The 13,424-nt window shown below is 69.6% G+C and carries 15 protein-coding genes; 10 read left to right on the forward strand and 5 right to left on the reverse strand.

Features of this window, described 5'->3' with window-relative positions:
• Positions 1–211 precede the first annotated feature (211 nt).
• The 4 genes from dnaK (at position 212) to OG259_RS22425 (ending at position 4,405) form a co-directional block, all read left to right on the forward strand.
• Positions 212–2,053, forward strand: coding sequence for a molecular chaperone DnaK (gene dnaK / locus OG259_RS22410; protein WP_266893635.1), 1,842 nt, complete (start codon positions 212–214; stop codon positions 2,051–2,053).
• Positions 2,053–2,697, forward strand: coding sequence for a nucleotide exchange factor GrpE (gene grpE / locus OG259_RS22415; RefSeq protein ID WP_328943883.1), 645 nt, complete (start codon positions 2,053–2,055; stop codon positions 2,695–2,697). Before dnaK ends, grpE begins: the two co-directional genes overlap by 1 nt.
• Before the next feature lie 72 nt (positions 2,698–2,769).
• Positions 2,770–3,954: a molecular chaperone DnaJ gene (gene dnaJ / locus OG259_RS22420; protein ID WP_328943884.1), complete on the forward strand. Its 1,185-nt coding sequence runs from the start codon at positions 2,770–2,772 to the stop codon at positions 3,952–3,954.
• A gap of 4 nt (positions 3,955–3,958) precedes the next feature.
• Positions 3,959–4,405 (forward strand): heat shock protein transcriptional repressor HspR, encoded by a 447-nt coding sequence (locus tag OG259_RS22425; RefSeq protein ID WP_266893630.1) that lies wholly within the window; start codon positions 3,959–3,961, stop codon positions 4,403–4,405.
• Positions 4,406–4,483: 78 nt separating this feature from the next.
• Here the strand turns inward: OG259_RS22425 and OG259_RS22430 are convergent, their stop codons facing one another.
• Together OG259_RS22430 and OG259_RS22435 are read right to left on the reverse strand one after the other, a co-directional pair.
• Entirely contained in the window at positions 4,484–4,957 is a 474-nt protein-coding gene (locus OG259_RS22430; protein ID WP_328943885.1) for a hypothetical protein, read from the reverse strand.
• 44 nt (positions 4,958–5,001) lie between these two features.
• On the reverse strand, positions 5,002–6,006 hold the full coding sequence (locus OG259_RS22435; protein ID WP_328943886.1) for a helix-turn-helix transcriptional regulator: 1,005 nt from the start codon (positions 6,004–6,006) through the stop codon (positions 5,002–5,004).
• Positions 6,007–6,113: 107 nt separating this feature from the next.
• On the opposite strand from OG259_RS22435, the gene OG259_RS22440 reads away from it, so the two are divergent.
• Together OG259_RS22440 and OG259_RS22445 are read left to right on the forward strand one after the other, a co-directional pair.
• Positions 6,114–6,377 carry a hypothetical protein gene (locus OG259_RS22440; RefSeq protein ID WP_266893624.1) on the forward strand — a complete coding sequence of 88 codons (264 nt, stop codon included), beginning with the start codon at positions 6,114–6,116 and terminating at the stop codon, positions 6,375–6,377.
• Entirely contained in the window at positions 6,374–6,694 is a 321-nt protein-coding gene (locus tag OG259_RS22445) for a hypothetical protein (RefSeq protein WP_030323603.1), read from the forward strand. Before OG259_RS22440 ends, OG259_RS22445 begins: the two co-directional genes overlap by 4 nt.
• A 148-nt stretch (positions 6,695–6,842) precedes the next feature.
• Here the strand turns inward: OG259_RS22445 and OG259_RS22450 are convergent, their stop codons facing one another.
• Positions 6,843–7,247: a pyridoxamine 5'-phosphate oxidase family protein gene (locus OG259_RS22450; RefSeq protein WP_328943887.1), complete on the reverse strand. Its 405-nt coding sequence runs from the start codon at positions 7,245–7,247 to the stop codon at positions 6,843–6,845.
• Between the two features lie 122 nt (positions 7,248–7,369).
• Here OG259_RS22450 and clpB point away from each other — a divergent pair, with 122 nt between their 5' ends.
• Positions 7,370–9,964, forward strand: a complete 2,595-nt coding sequence (gene clpB / locus OG259_RS22455) for an ATP-dependent chaperone ClpB (protein ID WP_328943888.1) — start codon at positions 7,370–7,372, stop codon at positions 9,962–9,964.
• 98 nt (positions 9,965–10,062) lie between these two features.
• Here clpB and OG259_RS22460 read toward each other — a convergent pair whose 3' ends face one another.
• Positions 10,063–10,482: a hypothetical protein gene (locus OG259_RS22460; RefSeq protein ID WP_328943889.1), complete on the reverse strand. Its 420-nt coding sequence runs from the start codon at positions 10,480–10,482 to the stop codon at positions 10,063–10,065.
• A gap of 149 nt (positions 10,483–10,631) precedes the next feature.
• On the opposite strand from OG259_RS22460, the gene OG259_RS22465 reads away from it, so the two are divergent.
• Positions 10,632–11,168: a YbjN domain-containing protein gene (locus OG259_RS22465; protein ID WP_266893614.1), complete on the forward strand. Its 537-nt coding sequence runs from the start codon at positions 10,632–10,634 to the stop codon at positions 11,166–11,168.
• Between the two features lie 102 nt (positions 11,169–11,270).
• Here OG259_RS22465 and OG259_RS22470 read toward each other — a convergent pair whose 3' ends face one another.
• Positions 11,271–12,449 (reverse strand): pyridoxal phosphate-dependent aminotransferase, encoded by a 1,179-nt coding sequence (locus OG259_RS22470; RefSeq protein WP_443051997.1) that lies wholly within the window; start codon positions 12,447–12,449, stop codon positions 11,271–11,273.
• Positions 12,450–12,630: 181 nt separating this feature from the next.
• On the opposite strand from OG259_RS22470, the gene OG259_RS22475 reads away from it, so the two are divergent.
• Both OG259_RS22475 and OG259_RS22480 read left to right on the forward strand, forming a co-directional pair.
• Positions 12,631–12,852 carry a hypothetical protein gene (locus tag OG259_RS22475; RefSeq protein WP_328943891.1) on the forward strand — a complete coding sequence of 74 codons (222 nt, stop codon included), beginning with the start codon at positions 12,631–12,633 and terminating at the stop codon, positions 12,850–12,852.
• Positions 12,853–12,904: 52 nt separating this feature from the next.
• A complete protein-coding gene (locus OG259_RS22480) occupies positions 12,905–13,141 on the forward strand; it encodes a hypothetical protein (RefSeq protein ID WP_328943892.1) in 237 nt (78 codons plus the stop codon).
• Positions 13,142–13,424 lie beyond the last annotated feature (283 nt).

A 13,424-nucleotide genomic window follows, 5' to 3' on the forward strand; every position in this document is an offset into this window, starting at 1 on the left:
GTGGGATATGGCTGGTTTGCCCGACATGGGGCCATCGGACTCTCTCACGCGACACCCCGCCGGATTCGGGAACGACGCGCGCCCCCACTCCGTATGAGCGAGATAAAGGGCGAAGAGTTGAGTCCCCTCCGCTCAGGTCTGTTGACTCATCGCGGGGCTTCATGCATCCTTGAGCCTGTTCCACTCAAGTACGTCAGCTGGAGGAATCGAAATGGCACGTGCGGTCGGCATCGACCTGGGCACGACTAACTCCGTCGTCAGCGTTCTCGAAGGCGGCGAGCCCACCGTCATCACCAACGCCGAGGGCGCCAGGACCACGCCGTCCGTCGTCGCCTTCGCGAAGAACGGCGAGGTGCTCGTCGGCGAGGTGGCCAAGCGTCAGGCCGTCACCAACGTCGACAGGACCATCCGGTCGGTCAAGCGCCACATGGGCACCGACTGGAAGATCGAGATCGACGGCAAGAACTTCAACCCGCAGCAGATGAGCGCCTTCATCCTGCAGAAGCTGAAGCGCGACGCCGAGGCCTACCTGGGCGAGAAGGTCGTCGACGCGGTCATCACCGTCCCGGCGTACTTCAACGACTCCGAGCGTCAGGCGACCAAGGAGGCCGGTGAGATCGCGGGCCTCAACGTCCTGCGCATCGTCAACGAGCCGACCGCCGCCGCCCTGGCGTACGGCCTCGACAAGGACGACCAGACGATCCTCGTCTTCGACCTCGGTGGCGGCACCTTCGACGTGTCCCTCCTGGAGATCGGCGACGGCGTCGTCGAGGTGAAGGCCACCAACGGTGACAACCACCTCGGTGGTGACGACTGGGACCAGCGCGTCGTCGACTACCTGGTGACGCAGTTCCAGAACGGCCACGGTGTGGACCTGGCCAAGGACAAGATGGCTCTCCAGCGTCTCCGCGAGGCCGCGGAGAAGGCGAAGATCGAGCTCTCGTCCTCGACCGAGACCTCCATCAACCTGCCGTACATCACGGCCTCCGCCGAGGGCCCGCTGCACCTGGACGAGAAGCTCACGCGCGCTCAGTTCCAGCAGCTGACCTCGGACCTGCTCGACCGCTGCAAGGTGCCGTTCCACAACGTCATCAAGGACGCGGGCATCAACCTCTCCGAGATCGACCACGTCGTTCTCGTCGGTGGTTCGACCCGTATGCCGGCCGTCGCCGAGCTCGTCAAGGAGCTGACCGGCGGTCAGGACGCCAACAAGGGCGTCAACCCGGACGAGGTCGTCGCCATCGGCGCCGCGCTCCAGGCCGGTGTCCTCAAGGGTGAGGTCAAGGACGTCCTGCTCCTCGACGTGACCCCGCTGTCGCTTGGTATCGAGACCAAGGGCGGCATCATGACCAAGCTCATCGAGCGCAACACCACGATCCCGACCAAGCGGTCCGAGATCTTCACGACGGCCGAGGACAACCAGCCGTCCGTGCAGATCCAGGTCTACCAGGGCGAGCGCGAGATCGCGGCGTACAACAAGAAGCTCGGCATGTTCGAGCTGACCGGTCTGCCGCCGGCCCCGCGTGGTGTCCCGCAGATCGAGGTCGCCTTCGACATCGACGCCAACGGCATCATGCACGTGACCGCGAAGGACCTCGGCACGGGCAAGGAGCAGAAGATGACCGTCACCGGTGGCTCCTCGCTGCCGAAGGACGAGGTCGACCGGATGCGCCAGGAGGCCGAGCAGTACGCGGACGAGGACCACCGTCGCCGCGAGGCCGCCGAGTCCCGCAACCAGGGCGAGCAGCTCGTCTACCAGACGGAGAAGTTCCTCAAGGACAACGAGGACAAGGTCCCCGGTGACGTCAAGGCCGAGGTCGAGGCCGCGATCGTCGAGCTGAAGGACAAGCTCAAGGGCGAGGACACCGCGGAGATCCGCACCGCCACCGAGAAGGTCGCGGCCGTCTCCCAGAAGCTCGGCCAGGCGCTGTACGCCGACGCCCAGGGCGCGCAGGCCGCGGGCGGCGACGCCGGCCAGCAGCCGCAGGCCGACGACGACGTCGTCGACGCCGAGATCGTCGACGAGGACAAGCCGAAGGGTGGCGCTGTCTGATGTCGGAGGAGACCCCGGGCTTCGAGGAGAAGCCCGACGTCCCCGCCGACGGCACGCCCGAGGAGACCGAGGCCGCTGCCTCCGCCGACAAGGCGGAGGGGGCGGCCCCGGCCGGGGACGCTACGGACGTAGCCCTGCTGGCGCAGCTGGACCAGGCACGCAAGGCGCTCGAAGAGCGCACGGCGGACCTCCAGCGGCTCCAGGCCGAGTACCAGAACTACCGCCGCCGCGTGGAGCGGGACCGGGTCACGGTCAAGGAGATCGCCGTCGCGAGCCTCCTGACCGAGCTCCTTCCCGTGCTCGACGACATCGGCCGGGCCCGGGACCACGGCGAGCTCGTGGGCGGGTTCAAGTCGGTTGCCGAATCGACGGAGACCATCGTCGCCAAGATGGGTCTGCAGCAGTTCGGCAAGGAGGGCGAGCCCTTCGACCCGACGATCCACGAGGCCCTGATGCACTCGTACGCGCCGGACGTCACCGAGACGACGTGCGTGGCGATCCTGCAGCCGGGGTACCGGATCGGCGAGCGGACCATCCGGCCCGCCCGTGTGGCCGTCGCCGAGCCCCAGCCGGGCGCGGCCCCGGCCAAGGACGACGCGAAGTCGTCCACTGACGAGGAGAGCGGTGCCCCCGAAGAGGGGTAGCGCGACTCACCCCGGAGCGGTGACGCGCTCCGGGGTGACAGACCCCGGAGCAGTCCGGAAGGAGGGACGTCGATGAGCACGAAGGACTTCGTCGAGAAGGACTACTACAAGGTTCTCGGCGTCCCCAAGGACGCCACCGAGGCCGAGATCAAGAAGGCGTACCGGAAGCTCGCCCGCGAGAACCACCCGGACGCCAACAAGAACGACGCCAAGGCCGAGGAGCGCTTCAAGGAGATCTCCGAGGCCAACGACATCCTCGGCGACCCCAAGAAGCGCAAGGAGTACGACGAGGCCCGCGCCCTCTTCGGGAACGGCGGCTTCCGGTCGCCCGGCGGCCCCGGCGGCGGCTCGTTCAACTTCGACCTGGGCGACCTCTTCGGAGGCTCCCAGGGCGGCCCCGGCGGCTTCGGCGGCGGTGGCGGTAGTGGCGGCATCGGGGACGTCTTCGGCGGCCTGTTCAACCGCGGCGCCGGTGCGGGCACCCGCACCCAGCCGCGGCGCGGCCAGGACATCGAGTCCGAGGTGACGCTCAGCTTCACCGAGGCCATCGAGGGCGCGACCGTACCGCTGCGGATGTCCAGCCAGCAGCCGTGCACGGCGTGTTCGGGCACCGGCGACAAGAACGGCACCCCCCGGGTGTGCCCGACCTGCGTCGGCACCGGACAGGTCTCGCGCGGCAGCGGCGGCGGCTTCTCGCTCACCGACCCCTGCGTGGACTGCAAGGGCCGCGGTCTCATCGCCGAGAACCCCTGCGAGGTCTGCAAGGGCAGCGGCCGGGCCAAGTCCTCCCGCACCATGCAGGTCCGCATCCCGGCGGGTGTGAGCGACAACCAGAAGATCCGTCTCCGGGGCAAGGGAGCGCCGGGGGAGCGCGGCGGGCAGAACGGCGATCTGTACGTCGTGGTGCACGTCGACACCCACCCGGTCTTCGGCCGCAAGGACGACAACCTCACCGTCACCGTGCCGGTCTCCTTCACGGAGGCGGCGCTCGGTGGCGAGATCAAGGTGCCGACCCTCGGCGGCCCCGCGGTCACCCTCAAGCTGCCCGCGGGCACTCCGAACGGCCGGACCATGCGCGCCCGGGGCAAGGGCGCGGTCCGCAAGGACGGCACGCGCGGCGACCTTCTCGTGACGGTCGAGGTCGCGGTGCCGAAGGAGCTGGACGACAAGGCACGTGACGCCCTGGAGACCTATCGCGAGGCGACCGCCTCCGAGGATCCGCGGGCGGAGCTGTTCCAGGCCGCGAAGGGAGCGTGACCCGGTGGACGGGCGCCGACGCAATCCGTACGAACTGACCGACGAGTCGCCGGTGTACGTCATCTCGGTGGCGGCCCAGCTCTCCGGTCTGCACCCGCAGACCCTCCGTCAGTACGACCGTCTCGGTCTGGTCTCCCCGGACCGTACGGCCGGCCGTGGCCGACGCTACTCGGCCCGTGACATCGAGCTGCTCCGTCAGGTGCAGCAGCTGTCGCAGGACGAGGGCATCAACCTGGCCGGAATCAAGCGGATCATCGAACTGGAGAACCAGGTCGCGGCGTTGCAGAGCCGGATCGCGGAGCTGTCGGCGGCCGTCGACGGCGCGGCGGCGGCGATGCGGCAGCGCGAGGCCCAGGTGCACGCCTCCTACCGGCGCGATCTGGTGCCGTACCAGGACGTGCAGCAGGCGAGCGCGCTGGTGGTCTGGCGCCCGAAGCGCACCGGCGAGTAGTTCTCGCACGCTGAAGCCCCCTCCGTGGAAGCCCCCTTCGCTTCCGAGGAGGGGGCTTCACGCGTGTACGGGGTCGGTCTACGGGATGAGTTCGGCCACGATGTCGCCGAGGGTCTCCCACCAGGGCGCGGCGCCCGTGCCGAACGCGGCGGCGAGGGCGGTGCCGACGGCGCGGTCGAGCGGGGTGGGTTCGGCGGCGGGGTGCCAGTCGGCGTCGACCGTGCCGTCCCCAGGGGACTCAAGGGTGCCGAGCGCCTTCCCGTTCCGGGTGAGCCGGCTGTCCATGTGCGAGGAGGGGACGAGCCGGTAGCGGATGCCGTCGACGCGGACGTCCACCCGGTAGGAGCGGCGCAGCAGCCGCGCGCGGGCCGGCTTGATGACGGCGGGTTCCCCGGCCACCGTCAGCGCCAGCAGCGCGGGCTTGCGGGTGCCTATCGGCGTGTGGGTGTCGGGGCGGGTCCCGGGGGCCCGTACGAGCTCCACGGTGGGCAGCCCGTACCCGGAGACCCGGAGGGTCCCGGCGGGCCCGTCGAGGTCGATCTGTACGTACACGGTGGTCAGTTGTCCCGTTCGACGCTGGTCAGGTGTCTCGGTGGTCAGTTGTCTCCCTCGAGGATGCCCGACTGCGCGATCAGATAGCCGAGCTGGGCCCGGCTGCCGCTGCCGAGGGCGGCGGCGAGTTTGGCGATGTGGGCGCGGCAGGTGCGCACGTTCATGCCGAGGCGGCGGGCGATGGCCTCGTCGACATGGCCCTCGACGAGGAGCTTGGCGATGGAGCGCTGGACGCCGCCTATGCCGTCCACGGACGGGCTGTAGGGGATCTCGTCCTCCCAGGGCACTCCGTGCAGCCAGAACTGGTCGAAGACGCCGACGAGGTACTGGACGAGGCCCTCGTGGCGGAGTTCGAGGGCGACCTGGCGGTCGCTGCGCGCGGGCACGAAGGCGACCTTGCGGTCGACGATGATCAGTCGGTCGACGATCTCTTCGAGGGTGCGCAGGTCCAGCCCGTAGGGGGCGACGCGTTCGACGTAGGCGAGCGTGGCGGGATGGTGCCGTGCCGTGTGCTGGTAGAGCGTCCGCATCCGGACGCCGCGGTCGAGCAGCGGTTCCATGCGGCGCAGGGCGGCTTCGAGGGTCTCGGGGCGGCGGCCGCTGCCGGGCTGGATGGTGAGGAGTTCCTCGGTGCACTCGTTGATGGCGCGGTCCAGCGCGGCGTTGATGACGCTGAGTCCTTCGAGGACCGTGATCGCCTGGGCGCCGGAAGGGTCCTGCGTGTGGATGGCCATGAACGGCTCGAAAGCGTCCGCGAGGGCTATCGCGTGCTGCCGGCGGGCCTGTATCTCCTGCTCGATGGGGTGCACGAGCTGGTTGAGGGCGATCGAGGGCGGCACGGGACGCAGCCACTGGCTGTCGTCCGGGTCCGGGTGCAGGAGGGACAGTTCCCTCAGGCAGGGGGCGGCTTCGGCGTCGGCGCGGGCTATTCGGCCGGTGCGGAGAGCGCTTGCATAGAGCTCCTTGCCCGCGTCGCATAGTTCACCGTGACTGTGCTTATGACCGGACTCGTCGCATTCTCGCCTCATTTGCACCCCCCTCAGGGTCATGAATTACAGGAACATGATGCCCGGCTTGGCTGGTGGAAAGGGTCGTGAGTGAGCCATCGTCTTACTCGCGGGGGGGAGGTAGTGATCAAAAGAGGTGGAGATCGGCCATGACCAGGATGGTTCGTGCACTTAGCGCCATAGCCGTTGCGGCGGCTGCTCTCGGCGCACTCGCCGTCGGCGAGCCCTCGTGGGAGAGCACCCCGGCGCATTCCGTGGCGGGGCCGGGCGAGCCCTCGTGGGAGATCGCTCCGGCGCACGACGTGGTGGCGGCACCCGATGAGCCCTCGTGGGAGATCGCTCCCAGGGACGTCGTCGTCGCCGCTCCTTCCGAGCCTTCCTGGGAAATCGCTCCCAAGGGCGCGGGCGCGTGACCGTGCCGCCGGACGACCCCAGGTTCCGCCGGGAGATGGCTTCGGCCTACCGGTCCGGGTGGCACTTCGTCGACCTCGCCACGGCAATCCCCCACCGTGGTGACGCGCTGAAGATCACCCTCTTCGGAGAGCCGATCGTGGTGGCACGGGAGCAGGACGAGGACGTCCGCGCCTACCGCTGCCTCCGCCGTCCCCGCGGCGCCCCACAGCCCATCCGCTGTGCCATCCGGTACGGCATGATCTTCGTCAATCTCGACCAGCGGGACCACCAGCTGATCGAGCCCGAGACCATCACCGCCACCCCCCGCAGTGCCTGAGCGATTCCCCCGTCGTTGTAGATCGCTCAAGCACTTCCCCCACACAGCGGCGCCATCGCGGACCTGAAACGCGATGGCGCCGTTGTGCTGCCCGGATTCTCCCGTACGGGGATCATCCGGGCCTTCCCGTACGGGAGGGGTACGCGCCTCAGGCGCGGCCCATCGCCCGCGTCAGGGTGATCTCGATGACGACCCGGTCCGGGTTCTCGGCCGGCGTGCGCCCGTAGCGCTCCGCGTAGCGCGTCACCGCGTCCGCGACGACCTCCGCCTCCGTACGGATGCGTGCGACGCCCTCCAGGGTGGCCCAGCGCCCCTTGTCGACCTGGCAGACCGCGACCCGCGCGCCGTCCGCGCCCGCCGCCAGGACGTTGGCGACCTTCCGGCTGTGCTTGTTGGTGATGACCCGGGCGTATCCGCCCTCGGGGTCGTAGGTGACGCCCACCGCCACGACGTGCGGGGTGCCGTCCGGGCGCGGGGTGGTCAGGGTGCACATGTGGTACTCGCGCCAGAAGCTGAGGTACGAGTCGGAGGGGTTCCTCGGGTCGGTCGCCATGCACGGAAACTACCCGGGGCGGAGCTCCCTCCGAAACCTTGAGCGGGACCGACTCAACTTTGTGTACCCTGGAGGAGTCATAAAGGGAGAGGACCCGCGAAACCCCAGGAGGAACACCGCACGTGGACGCCGAACTGACCAACCGGAGCCGGGACGCGATCAACGCGGCCAGCAGCCGCGCCGTGTCCGAGGGGCACGCCGACCTGACCCCCGCCCATCTTCTGCTCGCCCTGCTCACCGGTCAGGACAACGAGAACATCACCGACCTGCTCGCCGCCGTCGAGGCCGACCAGGCGGTCGTCCGGGCCGGCGCGGAGCGGCTGCTCGCCGCTCTGCCGAGCGTCACCGGGTCCACGGTCGCGCCCCCGCAGCCCAGTCGAGAGTTCCTCGCGGTCATCGCCGACGCCGACCGGCAGGCCAAGGAGCTCGGCGACGACTACCTGTCCACCGAGCACCTCCTCGTCGCGATCGCGGCCAAGGGCGGCCAGGCCGGTGAGATCCTCGACCGGCAGGGCGCGAGCGCACCGAAGCTGCTCGACGCCTTCGAGAAGAGCAGGGGAGGACGCCGGGTGACCACACCCGACCCGGAGGGGCAGTACAAGGCGCTGGAGAAGTTCGGTACGGACTTCACGGCCGCCGCGCGCGAGGGCAAGCTGGACCCGGTCATCGGCCGCGACCACGAGATCCGCCGCGTCGTGCAGGTGCTGTCCCGCCGCACCAAGAACAACCCGGTCCTCATCGGTGAGCCCGGCGTCGGCAAGACCGCCGTCGTCGAGGGCCTCGCCCAGCGGATCGTGAAGGGCGACGTACCCGAGTCGCTGAAGAACAAGCGACTGGTCTCGCTCGACCTCGGCGCGATGGTCGCCGGAGCCAAGTACCGCGGTGAGTTCGAGGAGCGGCTCAAGACCGTCCTCTCCGAGATCAAGGCCAGCGACGGCCAGATCATCACCTTCATCGACGAGCTGCACACGGTCGTCGGCGCGGGCGCCGGCGGCGACTCCGCCATGGACGCGGGCAACATGCTCAAGCCCATGCTGGCCCGCGGCGAGCTGCGGATGGTCGGCGCGACCACCCTCGACGAGTATCGCGAGCGGATCGAGAAGGACCCCGCTCTGGAGCGTCGCTTCCAGCAGGTCCTGGTCGCCGAGCCCACGGTCGAGGACACCATCGCGATCCTCCGCGGCCTCAAGGGCCGGTACGAGGCCCACCACAAGGTGCAGATCAACGACTCCGCGCTGGTGGCCGCCGCGACCCTCTCCGACCGGTACATCACCTCCCGCTTCCTCCCCGACAAGGCCATCGACCTCGTCGACGAGGCCGCCTCCCGGCTCCGCATGGAGATCGACTCCTCGCCCGTCGAGATCGACGAGCTCCAGCGCTCCGTGGACCGGCTCCGCATGGAGGAGCTGGCCCTGAAGAACGAGACGGACCCGGCGAGCAGGCAGCGCCTGGAGAAGCTGCGGCGCGACCTCGCCGACCGCGAGGAGGAGCTGCGCGGCCTCACCGCCCGCTGGGAGAAGGAGAAGCAGTCCCTCAACCGGGTCGGCGAGCTCAAGGAGCGCCTCGACGAGACCCGCGGCCGCGCCGAGCGCGCCCAGCGCGACGGCGACTTCGACACCGCCTCCAAGCTGCTCTACGGCGAGATCCCGGCCCTGGAGCGGGAGCTGGAGGAGGCGAGCGAGGCCGAGGCCCAGCAGGAGTCCAGCAAGGACACCATGGTCAAGGAGGAGGTCGGCCCCGACGACATCGCGGACGTCGTCGGCGCCTGGACCGGCATCCCCGCCGGCCGCCTCCTGGAGGGCGAGACGCAGAAGCTGCTCCGTATGGAGGACGAGCTCGGCCGACGGCTGATCGGCCAGTCCGAGGCCGTCCAGGCCGTCTCCGACGCCGTGCGCCGCACCCGCGCGGGCATCGCCGACCCCGACCGCCCCACCGGTTCCTTCCTCTTCCTCGGCCCCACGGGCGTCGGCAAGACGGAGCTGGCGAAGGCGCTCGCGGACTTCCTCTTCGACGACGAGCGGGCCATGATCCGCATCGACATGTCGGAGTACGGCGAGAAGCACAGCGTCGCCCGGCTGGTCGGCGCGCCTCCCGGCTACGTCGGCTACGAGGAGGGCGGCCAGCTCACGGAGGCGGTCCGCCGCCGTCCGTACAGCGTGGTCCTGCTCGACGAGGTGGAGAAGGCGCACCCGGAGGTCTTCGACGTCCTGCTCCAGGTCCTGGACGACGGACGGCTGACCGACGGGCAGGGGCGGACGGTGGACTTCCGCAACACCATCCTGATCCTCACGTCGAACCTGGGCAGCCAGTACCTCGTCGACCCCCTGACCTCCGCGGACGTGAAGAAGCAGCAGGTCCTGGACGTCGTCAGGGCCAGTTTCAAGCCGGAGTTCCTCAACCGGCTCGACGACCTGGTGGTCTTCTCCGCCCTCGACCGGGCCGAGCTGGGCCGGATCGCCCGGCTCCAGATCGACCGGCTCGCCAAGCGGCTCGCCGAGCGCCGGCTCACCCTGGACGTCACCCCGGAGGCCCTGGAGTGGCTCGCCGAGGAGGGCAACGACCCGGCGTACGGCGCCCGGCCGCTGCGCCGCCTCATCCAGACGGCGATCGGCGACCGGCTCGCCAAGGAGATCCTCGCGGGAGAGGTCCAGGACGGCGACACGGTCCGCGTGGACCGCTTCGAGGACGGTCTGATCGTGGGCCCGGCCGCGGGCTAGAGGCACGCCAGGGCCTGTCCGGGGATCAGAGGCGGGCAGGCCCCAGGTGGTGTCTTGCGGATCAGGCCGGGCTCGCGGCGTGATCGACAAGACACCCCCTAGGTGGTGTAGGCCTTCACGCGTACGAGGGCGGTGACCCCGTCCTCGTACGTGACCGACACGTCGGCGTACACCCCCTCGTCGTACGGCACGCTCACACAGAGGTCCTGCTCGCAGGTGAGCGCCGGCTCGCCGGCCGGATAGGTCGCGGAGAGCCAGCTCTCGACCTCGGCGCGTTCCATCCGGAAATCGGCCGTGACGAATGTGTCCTGGAAATGGGCCTCGGTGCATCGGGCGTCCTCGGCGCTCTCCGGAAGGCTTCCGTGCGCGAAGGTCATGACCGCCGCGCAGTCGGCCGGCTGCGGTTTTCCGATGTCGTCCCAGGCGGTCGCGAACCAGTAGAGCAGGGCCAGCGGCCCGCCGCAGACGACCGTCACACCGACGGTCGCCCAGATCCAGGTCCGGAGCCGCGGTTTCACCGGCTTCCTTTTCGCGCTGTCAAAGGCTGTGTTTTCCCCCATGCGCACCAGATCTTGTCAGCCCGCAGCGGATCGCGGGAGGTGGGGCTTGCCACGGACCGCCCGGGATGGGGGAGGATGGCGAGCATCCGTACGAAGGGAAATACACGGTGAGCATCGACCCGTCCTCGATTCCGAATTTCGGGGGCCAGCCCCAGCCTCAGGCCGCAGGACCGGCGGGCCCCGTCGTCCCCGACCAGGACCTCGTCAAGCAGCTTCTCGAGCAGATGGAGCTGAAGTACGTCGTCGACGACGAGGGTGACCTCGCGGCGCCGTGGGAGGAATTCCGCACGTACTTCATGTTCCGCGGCGAAGGCGAGCAGCAGGTCTTCTCGGTGCGGACGTTCTACGACCGCCCGCACTCCGCCGACGACCGCGCCAAGGTTCTCGACGCGATCGACGACTGGAACCGCCGCACCCTGTGGCCCAAGGTCTACACGCACCTGCACGAGGAGGAGGACGGCTCCGCCACCCTCCGCCTCATCGGTGAGGCCCAGATGCTGATCGGCACCGGCGTCGCCCTGGAGCACTTCGTGTCCTCCACGGTCAGCTGGGTCCGCGCCTCCATCGAGTTCGACAAGTGGGTCGTGGAGCAGTTCGGCCTGGAGTCCCCCGAGGAGAAGGCCGAGGGCGACGAGGAGGCCTGAGCCTTCCCGCACCCGACGCGGTACCCGACCCGGTACCCGAACTCGGAAGAGCCCGGTTTCCCCTGTGGGAAGCCGGGCTCTCGCCGTGTGCGCGGGGGAAGGTCAGGCCAGGCGCTTGAGGCGGGAGACGGCCTCCTCCAGGACCTCGGTCTTCTTGCAGAAGGCGAAGCGGACGAAGGGGGCGCCGGCCTCGCGGTCGTCGTAGAAGACGGCGTTGGGGATGGCGACGACACCGGCGCGCTCCGGCAGCGAGCGGCAGAAGGCGAAGCCGTCCGTGGCGCCGAGGGAGCGGATGTCGGTGGTGACGAAGTAGGTGCCCGCCGGGCGGTAGACCTCGAAGCCCGCCTCCGCGAGGCCGTCGCTCAGCAGGTCCCGCTTGGCCGCGAGCTCCGCGCGGAGGGTGTCGAAGTACGTGGCGGGGAGGCGGAGCGCCTCGGCGATCGCGTGCTGGAACGGGCCCGACGACACGTACGTGAGGAACTGCTTGGCCGAGCGGACCGCGGAGGTCAGCTCGGGGCTCGCGGTGATCCAGCCGACCTTCCAGCCGGTGAACGAGAACGTCTTGCCGGCCGAGCCGATGGTGACCGTGCGCTCCCGCATCCCGGGCAGGCTCGCGATCGGCAGGTGCTCGGCATCGTCGAAGACCAGGTGCTCGTACACCTCGTCGGTGACGACGAGCAGGTCCCGCTCGATCGCCAGTTCGGCGACGGCGGTCAGCTCGGCCCGGGTGAGGACGGTGCCGGTCGGGTTGTGCGGGGTGTTGAGGAGGATCAGCCGGGTCCGGTCGGTGACGGCGGCCCGCAGCTCGTCCAGGTCGAGGACGTAGGCGCCCTCGTGGGGGCGGAGGGTGACGGGGACCCTGGTCCCGCCGGCCATCGCGACACAGGCGGCGTACGAGTCGTAGTACGGCTCCAGGGCGATCACCTCGTCGCCCGGTTCGACCAGCGCGAGCAGCGCCGCCGCGATCGCCTCGGTGGCGCCCGCGGTGACGAGCACCTCCGCGTCCGGGTCGTACGTGAGGCCGTACCGCTCCCGCTGGTGGTCGGCGATCGCCGACCGCAGCTCGGGGACGCCGGGGCCGGGCGGGTACTGATTGCCCCGGCCGTCCCGCAGCGCGCGGACCGCGGCCTCCCGGATCTCCTCGGGGCCGTCGGTGTCGGGGAAGCCCTGGCCCAGGTTGATCGACCCGGTCCTGGCGGCGAGCGCGGACATCTCGGCGAAGATCGTCGTTCCGAACTCGGCGAGGCGGCGGTTGAGCAGCGGTCGTGTCATGACGGCCATCCTGGAGCGAAGCTCTGGAGTTCCTCAAGTGCGCTTTGGCGAGTGGCCGGAACGGGGATCGCCCTGGCATGAGCATCACATTCTTCCTCTTCGGGATCGTGATCGTGATCGCGATCGGGGTGGCCGTCCTCGTGTCGGGGCTGAGGGACTCCCCGCGCCGCTCGGGCGGTGGTGACAGCTGGTGGACGGGCTCGACGGGATCGACCTCCTCGTCGTCCGCCTCCTCCTGCTCGTCGTCCTCGTCGTCCTCGTCGTCCTCGGATTCCTTCTCCTGTTCCAGCTCCTCGTGTTCGAGCTCGTCCTGCTCCTCGTCGAGTTGCTCCAGCTCCTCCTCGTGCAGCTGAGGCTCCGGAACCGAGGAACCTCCGGAGCCAAGCTCTGGAGTTGCTCAAGTCGGCTTTGACGGGATGCCGCGAAGGGCATCTCCCTCGCACAAGAGAACGGGGGTAGTACTGATGGAAATCTTCTTCGGCCTCATGGGGATCCTGGTCGTCGTGGCGGTGTTCTCCGCCGTCAAGGGCAGCCTCGGTGGTGGCACGCGGCGGTCGCGGCGGCGCGGCGGGCGTTCGACCGGCAGCGGGGGCAGCGTCACCTGGGCGGACGGCGGCGGCGGGAGCAGCTGTGGCGGGGGCTCCAGCTCCTGCGGCGGGTCCTCCAGCTGCGGTGGCGGCGGCTGCGGCGGCGGCAGCTGAGCGGACGCCGATGCGGGAGGTGCCCACGTCCCCTTGGCACGTGACGTGGGCAATCGGCGCCGACTTGTCGATCGATTCTGATTGAACAATTGAACTGTTGGGTCCCCGAAGGGGTTGGAAAACACAGCAAGTTGGGTAAAAACGCTGCGAGTCGCCCGGCGTCCGTGGTTCTCTCGCTCCTGACAGAGACAGCCCTCGGACCGTGTGTGGACCCGAGCCGGCGATTCCCCACTCCCGTTGAACCCTTCTCCGGGGCGCCCCCGGCCCACCCGTCAAACCGTGT

This window comes from Streptomyces sp. NBC_00250, from assembly GCF_036192275.1.
Taxonomy (GTDB): domain Bacteria; phylum Actinomycetota; class Actinomycetes; order Streptomycetales; family Streptomycetaceae; genus Streptomyces.

Excerpts from the sequence above, each read along its gene's own strand:
- dnaK (WP_266893635.1), top strand. The coding sequence starts at position 212 with ATGGCACGTGCGGTCGGCATCGACCTGGGCACGACTAACTCCGTCGTC.
- grpE (WP_328943883.1), top strand. The coding sequence starts at position 2,053 with ATGTCGGAGGAGACCCCGGGCTTCGAGGAGAAGCCCGACGTCCCCGCC.
- dnaJ (WP_328943884.1), top strand. The coding sequence starts at position 2,770 with ATGAGCACGAAGGACTTCGTCGAGAAGGACTACTACAAGGTTCTCGGC.
- OG259_RS22435 (WP_328943886.1), bottom strand. The coding sequence starts at position 6,006 with ATGACCCTGAGGGGGGTGCAAATGAGGCGAGAATGCGACGAGTCCGGT.
- OG259_RS22440 (WP_266893624.1), top strand. The coding sequence starts at position 6,114 with ATGACCAGGATGGTTCGTGCACTTAGCGCCATAGCCGTTGCGGCGGCT.
- OG259_RS22450 (WP_328943887.1), bottom strand. The coding sequence starts at position 7,247 with ATGGCGACCGACCCGAGGAACCCCTCCGACTCGTACCTCAGCTTCTGG.
- OG259_RS22470 (WP_443051997.1), bottom strand. The coding sequence starts at position 12,449 with ATGGCCGTCATGACACGACCGCTGCTCAACCGCCGCCTCGCCGAGTTC.
- OG259_RS22480 (WP_328943892.1), top strand. The coding sequence starts at position 12,905 with ATGGAAATCTTCTTCGGCCTCATGGGGATCCTGGTCGTCGTGGCGGTG.